At 50.8% G+C, this 13,432-nt stretch carries 14 protein-coding genes; 7 read left to right on the forward strand and 7 right to left on the reverse strand.

Features of this window, described 5'->3' with window-relative positions:
• Positions 1–91: 91 nt before the first annotated feature.
• Positions 92–1,570: a diguanylate cyclase gene (locus Q7T66_RS05835; RefSeq protein ID WP_304932390.1), complete on the reverse strand. Its 1,479-nt coding sequence runs from the start codon at positions 1,568–1,570 to the stop codon at positions 92–94.
• A gap of 115 nt (positions 1,571–1,685) precedes the next feature.
• Entirely contained in the window at positions 1,686–2,186 is a 501-nt protein-coding gene (locus tag Q7T66_RS05840) for a 2,4'-dihydroxyacetophenone dioxygenase family protein (protein ID WP_304932391.1), read from the reverse strand.
• A gap of 140 nt (positions 2,187–2,326) precedes the next feature.
• Here Q7T66_RS05840 and Q7T66_RS05845 point away from each other — a divergent pair, with 140 nt between their 5' ends.
• Together Q7T66_RS05845 and Q7T66_RS05850 are read left to right on the forward strand one after the other, a co-directional pair.
• On the forward strand, positions 2,327–2,848 hold the full coding sequence (locus Q7T66_RS05845) for a glutaredoxin domain-containing protein (RefSeq protein ID WP_304932392.1): 522 nt from the start codon (positions 2,327–2,329) through the stop codon (positions 2,846–2,848).
• Positions 2,849–2,963: 115 nt separating this feature from the next.
• Positions 2,964–3,797, forward strand: coding sequence for an aldo/keto reductase (locus tag Q7T66_RS05850; RefSeq protein WP_304932393.1), 834 nt, complete (start codon positions 2,964–2,966; stop codon positions 3,795–3,797).
• A gap of 71 nt (positions 3,798–3,868) precedes the next feature.
• Here the strand turns inward: Q7T66_RS05850 and Q7T66_RS05855 are convergent, their stop codons facing one another.
• Entirely contained in the window at positions 3,869–4,465 is a 597-nt protein-coding gene (locus Q7T66_RS05855; RefSeq protein ID WP_304932394.1) for a YigZ family protein, read from the reverse strand.
• 186 nt (positions 4,466–4,651) lie between these two features.
• Here Q7T66_RS05855 and Q7T66_RS05860 point away from each other — a divergent pair, with 186 nt between their 5' ends.
• Entirely contained in the window at positions 4,652–5,209 is a 558-nt protein-coding gene (locus Q7T66_RS05860) for a hypothetical protein (protein ID WP_304932395.1), read from the forward strand.
• Positions 5,210–5,273: 64 nt separating this feature from the next.
• Here Q7T66_RS05860 and Q7T66_RS05865 read toward each other — a convergent pair whose 3' ends face one another.
• Both Q7T66_RS05865 and Q7T66_RS05870 read right to left on the reverse strand, forming a co-directional pair.
• Positions 5,274–5,915 (reverse strand): DUF1109 domain-containing protein, encoded by a 642-nt coding sequence (locus Q7T66_RS05865; RefSeq protein ID WP_304932396.1) that lies wholly within the window; start codon positions 5,913–5,915, stop codon positions 5,274–5,276.
• Positions 5,912–6,511, reverse strand: coding sequence for a sigma-70 family RNA polymerase sigma factor (locus tag Q7T66_RS05870; protein ID WP_304932397.1), 600 nt, complete (start codon positions 6,509–6,511; stop codon positions 5,912–5,914). The genes Q7T66_RS05865 and Q7T66_RS05870 overlap by 4 nt, the downstream gene beginning before the upstream one ends.
• A 297-nt stretch (positions 6,512–6,808) precedes the next feature.
• Between Q7T66_RS05870 and Q7T66_RS05875 the strand changes: the two genes are divergently transcribed.
• From Q7T66_RS05875 to Q7T66_RS05885, 3 genes are all read left to right on the forward strand, one after another.
• On the forward strand, positions 6,809–7,405 hold the full coding sequence (locus Q7T66_RS05875) for a cytochrome b/b6 domain-containing protein (protein ID WP_304932398.1): 597 nt from the start codon (positions 6,809–6,811) through the stop codon (positions 7,403–7,405).
• A 19-nt stretch (positions 7,406–7,424) separates the two neighbouring features.
• Positions 7,425–8,198: a molybdopterin-binding protein gene (locus Q7T66_RS05880; protein ID WP_304932399.1), complete on the forward strand. Its 774-nt coding sequence runs from the start codon at positions 7,425–7,427 to the stop codon at positions 8,196–8,198.
• Between the two features lie 75 nt (positions 8,199–8,273).
• Complete coding sequence (locus Q7T66_RS05885) at positions 8,274–8,552, forward strand: pentapeptide MXKDX repeat protein (RefSeq protein ID WP_304932400.1); 279 nt, start codon at positions 8,274–8,276, stop codon at positions 8,550–8,552.
• 105 nt (positions 8,553–8,657) lie between these two features.
• Here Q7T66_RS05885 and ettA read toward each other — a convergent pair whose 3' ends face one another.
• Positions 8,658–10,325: an energy-dependent translational throttle protein EttA gene (gene ettA, locus Q7T66_RS05890; RefSeq protein ID WP_304932401.1), complete on the reverse strand. Its 1,668-nt coding sequence runs from the start codon at positions 10,323–10,325 to the stop codon at positions 8,658–8,660.
• A gap of 220 nt (positions 10,326–10,545) precedes the next feature.
• On the opposite strand from ettA, the gene Q7T66_RS05895 reads away from it, so the two are divergent.
• Positions 10,546–12,423, forward strand: coding sequence for a potassium transporter Kup (locus Q7T66_RS05895; protein ID WP_304932402.1), 1,878 nt, complete (start codon positions 10,546–10,548; stop codon positions 12,421–12,423).
• Positions 12,424–12,517: 94 nt separating this feature from the next.
• On the opposite strand, the gene rarD is transcribed toward Q7T66_RS05895, so the two are convergent.
• Positions 12,518–13,420 carry an EamA family transporter RarD gene (gene rarD / locus Q7T66_RS05900; protein ID WP_304932403.1) on the reverse strand — a complete coding sequence of 301 codons (903 nt, stop codon included), beginning with the start codon at positions 13,418–13,420 and terminating at the stop codon, positions 12,518–12,520.
• Positions 13,421–13,432 lie beyond the last annotated feature (12 nt).

Below are 13,432 nucleotides of genomic sequence, written 5' to 3' on the forward strand. Positions count from 1 at the left end.
ATGCGGTTGCGGATTAAATCTATCCTGGAAGGATAAGTGTAGCGCCAGTTCAATTTGCGTGTTGAACTGGCCTCAGCGCATTGTCTAAGAATTATTGCGTAGTGGCCGTTACTTCAGGGCTGGAAACGACGACCCGATTGCGACCTTCGCTCTTGGCTTGATACAGCGCTTTGTCGGCACGTCCGAAAAAGCTCAACCATGTTTCGCGATACGCATATTCGGCGACGCCCAAACTTGCTGTCAGATTCAATTCACTGGCTGGTAATTCAAAGTCATGTCCCGCGATCACGCAGCGTATTTTTTCAGCCAGCGCGGAGGCTTTCTCCAATGGGCAATCTTTCAGCAGCACTAAAAATTCTTCACCGCCCCAACGCGTGACGATATCGCTTTCACGCAGAGCATTTTTGGTAATGATCGCAATGCTTTGCAAAATACGATCGCCCGCCAGATGGCCGTGATTGTCGTTCACCATTTTGAAAAAATCGATGTCGAACAAAATTGCCGACAGCGGAATACGTCTGCGTTCGCTGTCCAGAATCGCTTGCTGAAACACGATTTCAAATGCCTGACGATTCAACAGGCCGGTCAGTGTGTCGGTGCCAGCGATGAGTTCGAGTCGGCGCTGGTAGCGATTGACTGCAAACAAAGTCAGCGCGAGGATCAGCAGCGTGACGATGGCGCTGACAATAATATTGATGAAGAAAACACGCTCGATAGGCCGTACGTCATCGGTAATATCCTGCTCTACCAGCAGATACCAATCCAGCTCGGGGATGAAGCGCGAGCTCATCAGAATCGTCGCACCGTCGTGTTGATATTCAAGTTGAGTCGGACGCACATCGCGATTGAGAATATCTTTCGCAATGCTGGAAACGCCAGGCAACTTGGTGATCGGACCGTGGATATTCCTCATCGACTTGCCGGCAATTTTGATTTCGCCATGTGCATCGATGAAATAGATATTGCGATGAAAGCGCTTCTGGTAACTATCCAGAATTTCGGTCATCGTATCCAGCGTCAAGCCAACACCGGTAGCGCCTATGAATTTTCCATCGTAGTCGAAGATGCGATAGTTGATGAAGATCGTCATCGTGTCGCGGTTGGCCATGTCGTTATCGACATTGGTTTCGTAGTCGGCCTTCATTTCACGCACGCGATAGAACCAGGTATCGCGCGGCTCATCCTTGCTGACAGTTTTTAGCAAGCCATCTGCATAGTAGTAACGCTTGGTATTTTCGGAAACCAGAAAGCTGGTGATCGTGTTGTACTTTTCCTTCACCTCTTTCAGATAACGTGAGATCTGCTCGGGGTCTGTTTCACCGGCAATGATCCAGTCGCGCACGAAGGTGTCGCTCGCCATCAGTGATGAAATGAAAGCAGGACGCAGTATGTCCTTCTGGATTTCTGAATAAATATTGTCGCTGGTCAGCGGCAAGGCTTGTTCCACCACGTTCTGCCTGATCGCGTCGCGCGAAACGATATAACTGGCCATGATCGTCGTCAAAAATCCGGCTATCAGCAAAATGCTCAGCCATGTGAGTAAACGATATTTTTCAGAAAAGAGGCGCATGAATTCGGGAATAGGGGTTTGGTCGCTGAGTGCTGCGTCCGCAAATGAAAAGTCATTCTGCAATAAGCGGCATTATAAAGGCTGCAATTCAGAAGCCTGATTTTCGAGACTATGCTTAGCGTTTATTTGCTGCGCTATCCGCTGCGATTTCCGTCATGCCACTAGCTTCAAAATCATTACCGGCAGCTTTCCATTTTTCGACGTGCCATTTCCAGTTGATGCGACCGGTCAGATTACCGTCGTCATCCAGTCCTTCCACCGGTCCGTGGAATACCGCAAACATCACGGCGCCGTTTGGGCTGACCGGTTGGTGCACGGCGCCATCGCTTTCCCACAGATAGCAGCCGGTTTCAAATGGACGTTCCGGCTCATCTTTATAGTGGAAGCCACCTTCCAGCACATAGCCTTCGACCGCGCCTACGTGACGATGAATAGGTGCGGCGGCACCTGCTTCAAATTTGATCAGCAAGGTAAAGCTGCCAGTGACGGCGTTTGCATGCAGTAATTTGAAATACGCGCCTGGCATCGCCCACGGCAACCATTCCATATCCGCTGGATGGCAGGTGGTCAAGGTGCCGATTTGGCTAGTCGGCTGTTTTGCTTCTGGCTTGTTCATGGTGTTCTTTGCTTGTACTTGATCATGTTAATTGTCGCCAATATTTTGCTGGTGACATATTGCTTGCTACCGGTTCGGCTCAGTTTAGGGACGAATCACATTTACGTATAATGAAAAGAATCGAACTCACTGACTCCAACATGACTCGCATCTGCCCGAAGTGCTCTTACGCTCGTAGACCGACTGATGAAGCACCGGAATGGCAATGTCCATCCTGTCAGGTCGCTTACATCAAGGCATCTGGCGAACCGGTCTCTGCCAATTACGGCCGTTACAGTGCGCCGGTCGAAAAAAGCTCATCATCCGGCGTGCTGAAGTGGGTCGTCATACTTGCCGTGTTCGGCGCGGGCCTGTATTTCAGCAAGCCATTCTGGTCTGGGAAAACAGCTTCGGTAGTATCGACGGCCAATGCCGCCCAGCCGGAAGTCATATTGTATGCCACTGACTGGTGCGGCTATTGCGCAGCCACGCGCCAGTTGTTCGACGCGAACGGAATTGCATACACCGAACTGGATATCGAAAAGACCAGTGCCGGCTACGAAGGCCACAGGAAATTGAATGGCAACGGTGTGCCCTTGATCGTGATTGGCGATAAAGTCATACGCGGTTACAGCGAAGGTGAGATACGTTCAAGTTTGAAACCTTGGTTGAATAAATCTTGATTTCTAAAGCTGGATGCGGAAAACCGATTCGGTAAAACCGGATTCAGATTTCCAGATTCAATATTTTGAGATGAGCGCTCTGGTCGCTGGCATCCGAATAACGTGAAAGATTTTTATGCGTAAAACAAAACTCCCATCTGGTGAATCCATTCCCGTACTTGGTCAAGGGACCTGGTATATGGGCGATGAGCCGCGTCGTCGCGCTGAAGAAATCGCCACGCTGCGTCTAGGCCTCGATCTCGGCATGAGCTTGATCGATACCGCAGAAATGTATGGCGATGGCGCATCGGAAAAATTGGTCGGCGAAGCGATTGCCGGTCGTCGCGATGAAGTTTTTCTGGTCAGCAAAGTATTGCCGAGCAATGCATCGCGCAACGGCACGATTGCCGCGTGCGAACGCAGTCTCAAACGACTCGGCACTGATCGTATCGATTTGTACTTATTGCATTGGCGCGGTCGCACACCGTTTGCCGAAACCATCGCTGCCTTCGAAGCTTTGCAAGACGCAGGAAAAATTCGTCATTGGGGCGTCAGCAATATGGACGTCGATGACATGCGCGAAATCGCCCGCGCATCTGGCGGCGATGCAATCGCGACGAATCAAGTTTTATATAACCTGACGCGTCGTGGCATTGAATATGATTTGCTGCCGCAAGCGCAAGCCAGAGGATTGCCGCTGATGGCATACTCGCCTATCGAACAAGGGCGTTTGACTGAATATCCTGAAGTCGAAGATATCGCTGACAAGCATGGGGTGACGCCGGCGCAGATTGCATTGGCCTGGGTCTTGCGCCAGCAAGGCGTGATCGCGATTCCAAAAGCATCGACGCTGAGTCATGTGCAAGATAATCGTGCCGCGCTCGACGTTAAATTGACGGAAGAAGATTTGGCTGAGCTGGATGAAGTATTCCCGCCACCTAGTGGACCGGAATCGCTGGAAATGATTTGATCTTAAAGTGCGAAGATTCCTAAATTCTCCGGCTATCTTCGTACTTTTATCGTGCAGCTTATTTTTATTATTTAATTCGAAGACTGGTCGCTGCGATCTTCCAGCGCACCGCGCAACAAATCAAAAGCCTGCCGCGTAAATGCATCTGCCTGACTGCATTTCATTTTCAACAGCAGCGTCACTGCATCGCCGTATTGCGCATCCAGCACAGCAACTTCATATTGCTCACATAATCTGCGCAAGGTTGATTCATCAGCGAACTGCAGCACAAAGCGTCGCTCGCACATAGACTCTACCGGGATCAATTCCGCCGTCTTGATCGCTTCAGAAATTGCTTGTCCATACGCACGCGTCAAGCCACCTGCGCCTAACTTCGTCCCGCCCCAATAACGCACCACGACTGCCAGCACATTGAAAACATCCTTGTGCACCAACACGTTATACATAGGTCGCGCCGCAGTACCTGACGGCTCGCCATCATCATCCAGGCCGGAATCTCCATCGCACATCAACACCCAGCAAAAATGCACCGCGTTCGGATGTTGCGTACGCAGCTCCGCCAATTTTGCGCGCGCTTCGGCACGCGTAGTTAGTGGATACAGCAAACCGATGAAACGACTTTTTTTGATTTCGGTTTCAGCGGTGGCGGGTGCGGCTAATTGATACATAAGGAATAAATAGATCGGGAAGACGCGATGATAAGCCAGTATCAAGAGAAGTGTTTGTAGTTCAAAACGCTAGGTATATATCGAATGATTTTCATCGAAACACATTTGAATTCTCAACCGTATTCCTTCCCGAGCTAGAATAGCCGCGGACTAAAATTAATTCAAAAATCAATCAGGGAGAAAATAATGAAATTTGCAGTTTCAGGTCTTGTACTCGCATCAATATTGTTAAGTGGATGTGCTGCATCCGTGCAAAAGTCATCAACACATGCAACGGTAATTGGTATTCCTGCTGCGTCAACAAAACAGATTGTTCTAAACGTAACGGGTAAGCCGGAACTCCTGGAATCAGCTGACTGGGAACAATTTAAAGGTGAATGGCGCGCAGCAATGAAAGCCGCAGCAGCTTCGATTGGAGCTAAATTTTCGAGTCAGGATAGCAAGCCGCAACCGACAGGAGAAGTTGGCACACTGGTCGTGGTCAATATAAATGACTACCGCTATGTGTCACCTGGCGCTCGCTACGGATTAGGCGTGTTGACTGGTAATGCATACATGGATGCAAAGGTTCAGTTCAACGATTTGGAAACAGGTTCATCTTTTGGGGAGCGTGCTTATAACTCTTCATCGACTGCATGGCAGGGAGTATTTTCTGCGATGACAGAGAAACAGGTGCAGGCAATGTGTCTCGAAATTGTTAATGAAATAAAGGCAGGACCCAAGCTCGCTCAAGTCGCACCGTAAAAAAAGGAGTTACACACAATGTTGTGTAACTCCTTTTTTTTTAGATGTTTTGCGAATAAATTTACTACCAGCGCAAAATTCTTGGCCCGATTAACGCCCCAATGCCAGTTGGGATCAAGATGCCTAGTAAGTACCAAAAACCTATGAACGGCGCTTGGATTTCGGGGCAGTGGAATGAATACACCAAAGTCGCGGCAGCACCGGCCGCAAAGCCAGCACCCGCACCCGCGAGGCGTAAGCGAGTTGGGGCCAGTTCGCGCATAACTTTCAGTACCGCTGCAAAAATTGGCAGCGACAAAATCGCGATCAACCACGAGCAGTAATGCCAAGTGTCACCCCAGAATAGCGTGGCGCGTTCATTCGGCGCGGTATTTATTAAAGACGCCGCCGCTACCAACCATATCAATACGATAGGTGCCGCGATCAGTGCTGGCAACATGGTGGTCCGCACGCCGGGTGTTGCAAGACGCGACACGGTGATCCAGCCAGTGCCAGCTAGCGCCAGGACGAACGCCATCTTGATCCAGAACGCCGGCAACATCGCGAGTTCGGCCATGTTAGGACGCAGGCCTAAAGTCGTCATCATGATGAGGATGCTCGCCAATACGCCAACAGAAATCAGCATCGCGAAGCGACCTAGCGGTAGCTTGGTTGCGGCAACGTCCGGCCCGCTGGCCAGCATATTGATCAAGTCATCTGTTTTCATGATTGTTCTCTTAATTTTTCTGCCAAGGTTTTCAAGCCACGATGTACCGCGACCTTGACGGACGCCTCGGATATTTTCAAGGCGATAGCGGTTTCGCGCACCGACCAGCCATCGATTTTGGTGTGGATGATGGCGCCACGTTGCTGCTCGGGCAGCAGTTCCAGTAATGTCGCCAGATCGCGTTGTGCTTCGTTCGCATCTGCATCCGCGGTCGAAAATAATTCATTCTCGTCATCCAGCACATCGTTCTGCATCTCGCGTCTGGCGTGCCTGCGCAACCAATCGATCAGTTTGTACTTCGCGATCGCATACATCCAGGCGGTCAAGGGCGCGCCAGGGTCATACGTCATACGCTGGTTGTGAATCGCCAATAGCGACTCCTGCAGCAAATCTTCTACCTCATCCGGCCAGCGGCTTAGACGACGCCGCAGAAAGGCGCGCAAATGCGTGGCGCTAGCCTGCAAAAAATCACGATACGCCGCCGCATCGCCGCTCAGTCCTTGCACCAGCAATGCGTGCAGGCGCAGCTCAATCAGCTCATTGCGGGCGTTGCCTGCATGGTCATTTGGCTCATCTCTATTGGGTATTCGTTGCATCTATGCCTTAGGTGACACGGTTTGCAAAATAAATTTCGGTGGCATTGAAATTATTTTTACTTTTCTTGTAACCAAATTCCATCTGGGTGCGAATTACCTTGCACATCACTTGCTAAAACATACGTTGAACACACTGCACCATGAAATCAAACATAGTTACAAAGCCAGCTAGTTCGACTTGCATCGCGTCGCTATCGTATGCCGGTAATGGCTGCGAAGTCAAAAGCGAGCTTGCCATGCAAGTGCAGGCCGAACTTTACACCAGCAAGGTCGCAGCATTCAAACAAAGAGGATGTGATGTCCGATAAGAATATTTTGATTCATCCAGTCTGGTTGCGCGCCACCCATTGGATCAATGCATTTGCCGTGCTGTTGTTGGTGACCAGCGGCTGGCGCATTTATAACGCGTCACCATTCTTTCCATTCTCGATTCCAGCGAATCTGACTTTAGGCGGTTGGCTGGGCGGTGCTTTGCAGTGGCACTTCTTTGCGATGTGGCTGCTGCTAATAAATGGCATCGCTTATTTGCTGATCAATTTTTTCTCAGGTCGTTTGCGTAGACAGTTCTTTCCGGTTTCGCCAAGCGCATTTTTAAACGACATGGCTGCAGCATTAAAAGGAAAACTGGCGCACGCCGATCCACGCAAATACAACACGGTGCAACGCGTCGCTTATCTGTTCGTGATGCTAGACATCGTATTGATAGTGCTATCCGGTCTGGTGTTGTGGAAGTCAGTGCAGTTCCCACTGTTGCGTGAATTGATGGGTGGATATGAAGCGGCGCGACGCGTGCATTTCTTTGCGATGGCGGCGCTAGTCGGATTTGTCGCTGTGCATCTGGTGATGGTGGCATTAGTGCCGCGTACTTTGCTGGCGATGGTACGTGGTCGTTAATCACGCCAAGGACAACAACATGATCAAGAAAAAAATTGCAATGCCAGGCGATAGTGTCGCGATGTTGAATGATGCGATACGCACTATCAGTCAGCCATCGCGCCGCGCTTTTCTGCAACGTAGTTTGACCTTGGGCGGACTGTCTCTGCTGACGGGTTGTTCGATCAGCGACAACAGCAGCATTGAAGCGGCATTGATGAAAGTGTCGAAGTTGAACGATAAGGCGCAAGCGCTTTTGTTTGATCCGAATCGTCTGGCACCTACTTATCCCGACTCGATGATCACGCGGCCATTTCCGTTCAATGCGTTTTATGGCGAAGACGAAGTGCAAGAAGTTGATGGCAATGCATGGCGACTTGAGCTAAGTGGCTTGGTGATGGATAAAAAGCCTTGGTCGCTGGCGCAATTGCGCAATCTGCCGCAGACCGATCAAGTCACGCGCCACATTTGTGTAGAAGGCTGGAGTGCGATAGGCAAATGGGGCGGTGTGCCGTTCTCGCATTTTCTCAAACGCGTAGGCGCAGATCTGAGTGCGAAGTATGTCGGCTTTAAATGTGCCGACGACTATTACACCAGCATCGATATGGCGACCGCATTACATCCGCAAACGCTGATGGCGCTGACGTATGACGGTGAAGAATTGCCGCCGAAATATGGCTATCCAATGAAGCTGCGCATGCCGACCAAGCTCGGTTACAAAAATCCAAAACACATACAGGCGATGTTCGTCACAAATACCTACCCCGGCGGTTATTGGGAAGACCAGGGGTACAACTGGTTCGGCGGCAGCTGACCAATATGTAGTGCAGTTGCCCTGAAGTTTCAAGCAATGGCAGTTCTTCTTTAACTAAATCAAAGGAAATACATCATGAAAACAATCACCACCGCAATTCTCTCCGCTTGCCTGTTGATGTCTGGCGCTGCTTTCGCTCAGGACGCAATGAAAAAAGATGAGATGGCGAAAGACAGCATGTCCAAGGATGCAATGAAGAAGGATCACATGGCCAAGGACGGCATGAAAAAAGATGAAATGAAAAAAGACAGCATGTCGAAAGATGCGATGAAAAAAGATCACATGGCAAAAGACGGTATGAAAAAAGACAGCATGGGCAAGGACGCGATGTCTAAAGATGAAATGAAAAAGTAAGCATTAAAAAATTCCGTATCAAAAAAGCCTGCATCAACTTTTGATTGATGCAGGCTTTGCTGTTTCTTCACGTCCCATGCGATGCGACGACTATCGTAGGATTAATTAGGTCGTCAAAGGTTTGTAACGAATACGTTTAGGTTTAGCGCCTTCTTCACCCAGACGCTTGCGTTTGTCGGCTTCATATTCCTGATAGTTGCCGTCGAAGAAGGACACTTGCGAGTTACCTTCGAACGCGAGGATGTGGGTTGCGATGCGATCGAGGAACCAGCGATCATGTGAGATCACCAGCACTGAGCCGGCGAATTCCAGCAAGGCATCTTCCAGTGCGCGCAGAGTTTCCACGTCGAGATCGTTGGATGGTTCATCGAGCAGCAAGACGTTGCCGCCTTTGAGTAGGGTTTTCGCCAGATGTAAACGACCGCGTTCACCGCCGGACAGGTTGCCGACGATTTTTTGCTGGTCGCCGCCCTTGAAGTTGAAGCGGCCGAGATAGGCGCGTGATGGCATTTCGAAGCGACCCACGCTCAGAATATCGGCGCCGCCGGAGACATCTTCGAATACGGTTTTGTTGTTGCCGAGATCGTCGCGTGACTGATCGACCAGCGAGACTTTTGCAGTTTGTCCGATGACGACTTCGCCGCTGTCCGGTGTGTCTAGGCCGGCGATCATTTTGAACAAGGTCGATTTACCGGCACCGTTCGGGCCGATGATGCCGACGATCGCGCCCGGTGGCACGGTGAATGACAGGTTGTCGATCAACAGGCGATCACCAAAAGCTTTCGAGACATTTTTGAACTCAATGACTTCGTTGCCCAAGCGCTCGGCGACCGGGATGAAGATCTCTTGTGTCTCGTTGCGCTTTTGATATTCGTGTTCTGACATTTCGTTAAAACGTGCAAGACGCGCTTTCGATTTGGCTTGACGTGCCTTCGGATTTTGACGCGACCATTCCAGTTCTTTCTGCAGTGCTTTTTGGCGTGCGGATTCGGTCGATTCTTCTTGCTTCAGGCGTGCCTGTTTCTGATCCAGCCACGACGAATAGTTGCCTTTCCATGGAATGCCGCTGCCTCTATCCAATTCCAGAATCCATTCGGCCGCATTGTCGAGGAAGTAGCGATCATGGGTGATGGCGACCACGGTGCCAGGGAAGCGCAACAGAAATTGTTCCAGCCATTCAACCGATTCCGCATCCAGATGGTTGGTCGGTTCATCGAGCAAGAGCATGTCGGGTTTGGAGAGCAGCAGCTTGCACAGTGCAACGCGACGTTTTTCACCGCCGGACAGCACGGCGATTTTTGCATCCCATGGTGGCAAGCGCAGTGCATCGGCAGCCATTTCCAGTTGTTGTTCAGGATTGTCACCGGCAGCAGTCGAGATGATCGCTTCCAGTCGGCCTTGTTCTGCGGCGAGCGCATCGAAGTCTGCATCTTCTTCGGCATAGGCAGCATAGACTGCTTCGAGCAGTGCTTTTGCTTCGAATACTTCGCCGAGACCGGATTCGACTTCCTCACGCACGGTTTTTTCCGGGTCGAGTTGCGGTTCTTGCGGCAGGTAGCCGATGTTCAAGCCTGGCATCGGGCGCGCTTCGCCCTGGATGTCGGTATCGAGGCCGGCCATGATCTTGAGCAGAGTCGATTTACCGGAACCATTCGTACCCAGTACGCCGATTTTTGCGCCAGGGAAGAAGGACAGTGAAATGTCTTTCAGGATCTGACGTTTAGGGGGAACGATTTTCCCCACGCGATTCATTGTGTAGACGTAATTTGCCATGATTATTTTCAATAAGGAGTTGCTTGCGGGAAGTGGGTGCAAGGATAACCGATATCGCAAGGAGTGCGATTGCAGACCGAATATTTTTGGGTTTGTAAATACGGGCGAACACGTTTCAACGCCGACGCAACACTGTGGGTGCAAGCGGCCCGTTTTTCTTGCATTATGGAGGTCATTATCCTATTGTGCGATGCACAATCCCCTCTAAAGAGAGCACTCTTTGTCTTCACCAGATAAAAAAAGCAGCCTCGCTGCATTGACGCTGGGCGCCGTCGGCATCGTCTATGGCGACATCGGTACCAGCCCGTTATATACGATGAAAGAAGTGTTCTCTGAAGAACACGGCCTTGCGCTCACACCTGAAAATCTGCTCGGCGTTGTTTCGCTAATCGTGTGGGGTTTGATCATCATCGTTTCACTCAAATATGTGACGCTGGTTTTACGTGCGAACAATCGCGGCGAAGGCGGCATCATGGCGCTGATGGCGCTGGCACTTTCTTCCGTGACCAAACATTCACGCTGGTATTTTCCATTGATGGTGATGGGTTTGTTCGGCGCGACGCTGTTCTACGGCGATAGCGTGATTACGCCAGCGATCTCTGTGTTGTCGGCGGTCGAAGGTTTAAGTGTTGCGACCTCGGCGTTCGATCCGTATGTAGTGCCGTTGACGGTGGCTGTATTGGTCGGTTTGTATTCGCTGCAAGCCCGTGGTACTGCAGGTATTGGTAAATGGTTTGGCCCGATCATGATCATGTGGTTCGGCGCGCTTGCTGTGATGGGCGTGATCAATATTATTGATGCGCCCGAAATTCTGGCGGCATTGAATCCCTGGTATGCGATGCATTTCCTCGAAGGGAACAAGCTGCTGGCGTTTATTTCACTGGGCGCAGTCGTGCTGGCATTCACCGGTGCGGAAGCGCTGTATGCGGACATGGGTCATTTCGGTGCCAAGCCGATTCGTATGGCGTGGTTCATGGTTGCCTTCCCTGCGCTGGCTCTGAACTATCTTGGGCAAGGCGCCTTGCTGATGTTGAATCCGTCTGCAGTCAGTAATCCTTTCTATCAACAGCTTGGTCCGTGGAGCGTGTATCCATTAGTCATACTGGCAACGATGGCGGCAATCATTGCATCGCAAGCGACGATCTCCGGCACGTTCTCGATGACCAAGCAAGCGATTGCGCTGGGCTTTTTGCCGCGCATGAAAATCGAATTCACATCGGCCAGTCAGATCGGACAGATTTATATTCCAGCCGTGAACTGGTTGCAAATGGTCGTGGTCTTGATGGCCGTGATCGGCTTCGGCTCTTCATCTGATCTGGCTGCGGCTTACGGTATTGCCGTGACGGCGACGATGTTGGTAACGACCATACTGACCTTCTTCGTGATTCGCTATCGCTGGCACTACAACCTGCTTTTGTGTATTGCTGCTACCGGATTCTTCCTGATCATCGACGTGGCTTATTTCTCGGCCAACATGCTGAAAATTTTCCACGGCGGCTGGTTCCCGCTGTTGCTCGGTGCGTTCCTGTTCACGATGATGCTGACGTGGAAGCGTGGTCGTGAACTGGTGTTCGAGAATCTGCAAAAGCATGCGATTCCATTGGACGATTTTCTGGCATCGCTGTTTATTTCGCCACCAGTACGTGTGCCGGGTACCGCGATTTTCCTGCGCGGTGAATCGGACGGTGTACCGCATGCAATGCTGCATAACCTTTCGCACAATAAAGTGCTGCATGAGCGCGTGGTGTTTCTTACCGTGTTGATGCAGGAAGTGCCGTATGTGCCGGAAGAGGATCAGGTTCGTGTCGAGGTGCTGGGCAATGAGTGCTATCAGATGAATGTGACCTACGGTTTCAAGAACGTACCGGATATTCCTGCTGCGCTGTATCTCGCGCAAGATCAGGGGTTGGAATTTGAAATGATGGAAACCTCTTTCTTCATCGCGCGTCAAACTGTGGTCGCGAATCCAGTACGCGGCATGGCTTTGTGGCGCGAACATATTTTCGTCGCAATGTCGCGCCATGCACGTGGCGCAGCCGACTACTATCAAATTCCATCGAACCGCGTGATCGAGCTTGGTACCAAGGTTGAGATTTAAGCGCGATGCATTCGCGAGTTAGAAATTGATAATTAAGCTTGATTAAAAATTCGACTCAATAAAAAGGACGGCATTGCCGTCCTTTTTATTTGCTTCAATTTTTTAGCTTTATCTCACACGGATTTTTTGCGCGTCCATACGTGGACCACAAACCATCTATCGTATAAAAAATCAGCGCAATCCAGATCGCCGCGAAGCCTATCAAACGCGCACCGCCAAAAGGTTCGTTATACAACCAGATACCGGCAACCAATTGCAGTGACGGCGTGATGTACTGCATCAACCCCATCGTTGAAAGCGGTACCAAGCGTGCAGCTGCGGCGAACATCAGCAGCGGTATTGCCGTAATAGGTCCAGATGCAATCATCAGCAACTTGGTGGTGGTCGATGCATCACCGAAACCGTGCGCACCTTGATACGTCATGAATAGTAAAGAAATCACCGCCAGCGGAAACAGCAACATGGTTTCCAGCGACAAGCCTTCCAGCGTTCCCAGCGATGCAGTTTTACGCAACAAGCCATACATGCCGAAGGTGATACCTATCATCAGACTGATCCAGGGCGGATGACCGCTTTGCCACGTCAGCCACAACACACCAAGTGCCGCCATGCCGACGGCCATCCACTGCAACATGCGCAGTCGCTCTTTCAAAATAACCGAGCCCAGCAACACATTCACCAACGGCGTCATGAAATAACCCAGGCTGGCATCAACCACGCGATCCTGATTCACTGCCCAGATATAAAGAAACCAGTTACTCGACAACAGCAGCGCACTCGCCGTAAAACCCATCAATACTTTTGGCCGCCGCAAGACTGGTCCCAGCCATGCCCACTGCTTGCGCACGCTCAATACAATCGCGAGAAACGCCAGCGCCCATACCATGCGATACATCAGCACTTCCATCGGTGGGATTTCCTGCAACGACTTGAAGTAAATCGGGAACATGCCCCAGATCACGTAAGCGCAGAGGGCGTAAAGAATGCCGGGGTTCATGGTGGAGTGCTC

This window comes from Herminiimonas sp., from assembly GCF_030655415.1.

Excerpts from the sequence above, each read along its gene's own strand:
- Q7T66_RS05835 (WP_304932390.1), bottom strand. The coding sequence starts at position 1,570 with ATGCGCCTCTTTTCTGAAAAATATCGTTTACTCACATGGCTGAGCATT.
- Q7T66_RS05840 (WP_304932391.1), bottom strand. The coding sequence starts at position 2,186 with ATGAACAAGCCAGAAGCAAAACAGCCGACTAGCCAAATCGGCACCTTG.
- Q7T66_RS05845 (WP_304932392.1), top strand. The coding sequence starts at position 2,327 with ATGACTCGCATCTGCCCGAAGTGCTCTTACGCTCGTAGACCGACTGAT.
- Q7T66_RS05850 (WP_304932393.1), top strand. The coding sequence starts at position 2,964 with ATGCGTAAAACAAAACTCCCATCTGGTGAATCCATTCCCGTACTTGGT.
- Q7T66_RS05855 (WP_304932394.1), bottom strand. The coding sequence starts at position 4,465 with ATGTATCAATTAGCCGCACCCGCCACCGCTGAAACCGAAATCAAAAAA.
- Q7T66_RS05860 (WP_304932395.1), top strand. The coding sequence starts at position 4,652 with ATGAAATTTGCAGTTTCAGGTCTTGTACTCGCATCAATATTGTTAAGT.
- Q7T66_RS05865 (WP_304932396.1), bottom strand. The coding sequence starts at position 5,915 with ATGAAAACAGATGACTTGATCAATATGCTGGCCAGCGGGCCGGACGTT.
- Q7T66_RS05870 (WP_304932397.1), bottom strand. The coding sequence starts at position 6,511 with ATGCAACGAATACCCAATAGAGATGAGCCAAATGACCATGCAGGCAAC.
- Q7T66_RS05875 (WP_304932398.1), top strand. The coding sequence starts at position 6,809 with ATGTCCGATAAGAATATTTTGATTCATCCAGTCTGGTTGCGCGCCACC.
- Q7T66_RS05880 (WP_304932399.1), top strand. The coding sequence starts at position 7,425 with ATGATCAAGAAAAAAATTGCAATGCCAGGCGATAGTGTCGCGATGTTG.
- Q7T66_RS05885 (WP_304932400.1), top strand. The coding sequence starts at position 8,274 with ATGAAAACAATCACCACCGCAATTCTCTCCGCTTGCCTGTTGATGTCT.
- ettA (WP_304932401.1), bottom strand. The coding sequence starts at position 10,325 with ATGGCAAATTACGTCTACACAATGAATCGCGTGGGGAAAATCGTTCCC.
- rarD (WP_304932403.1), bottom strand. The coding sequence starts at position 13,420 with ATGAACCCCGGCATTCTTTACGCCCTCTGCGCTTACGTGATCTGGGGC.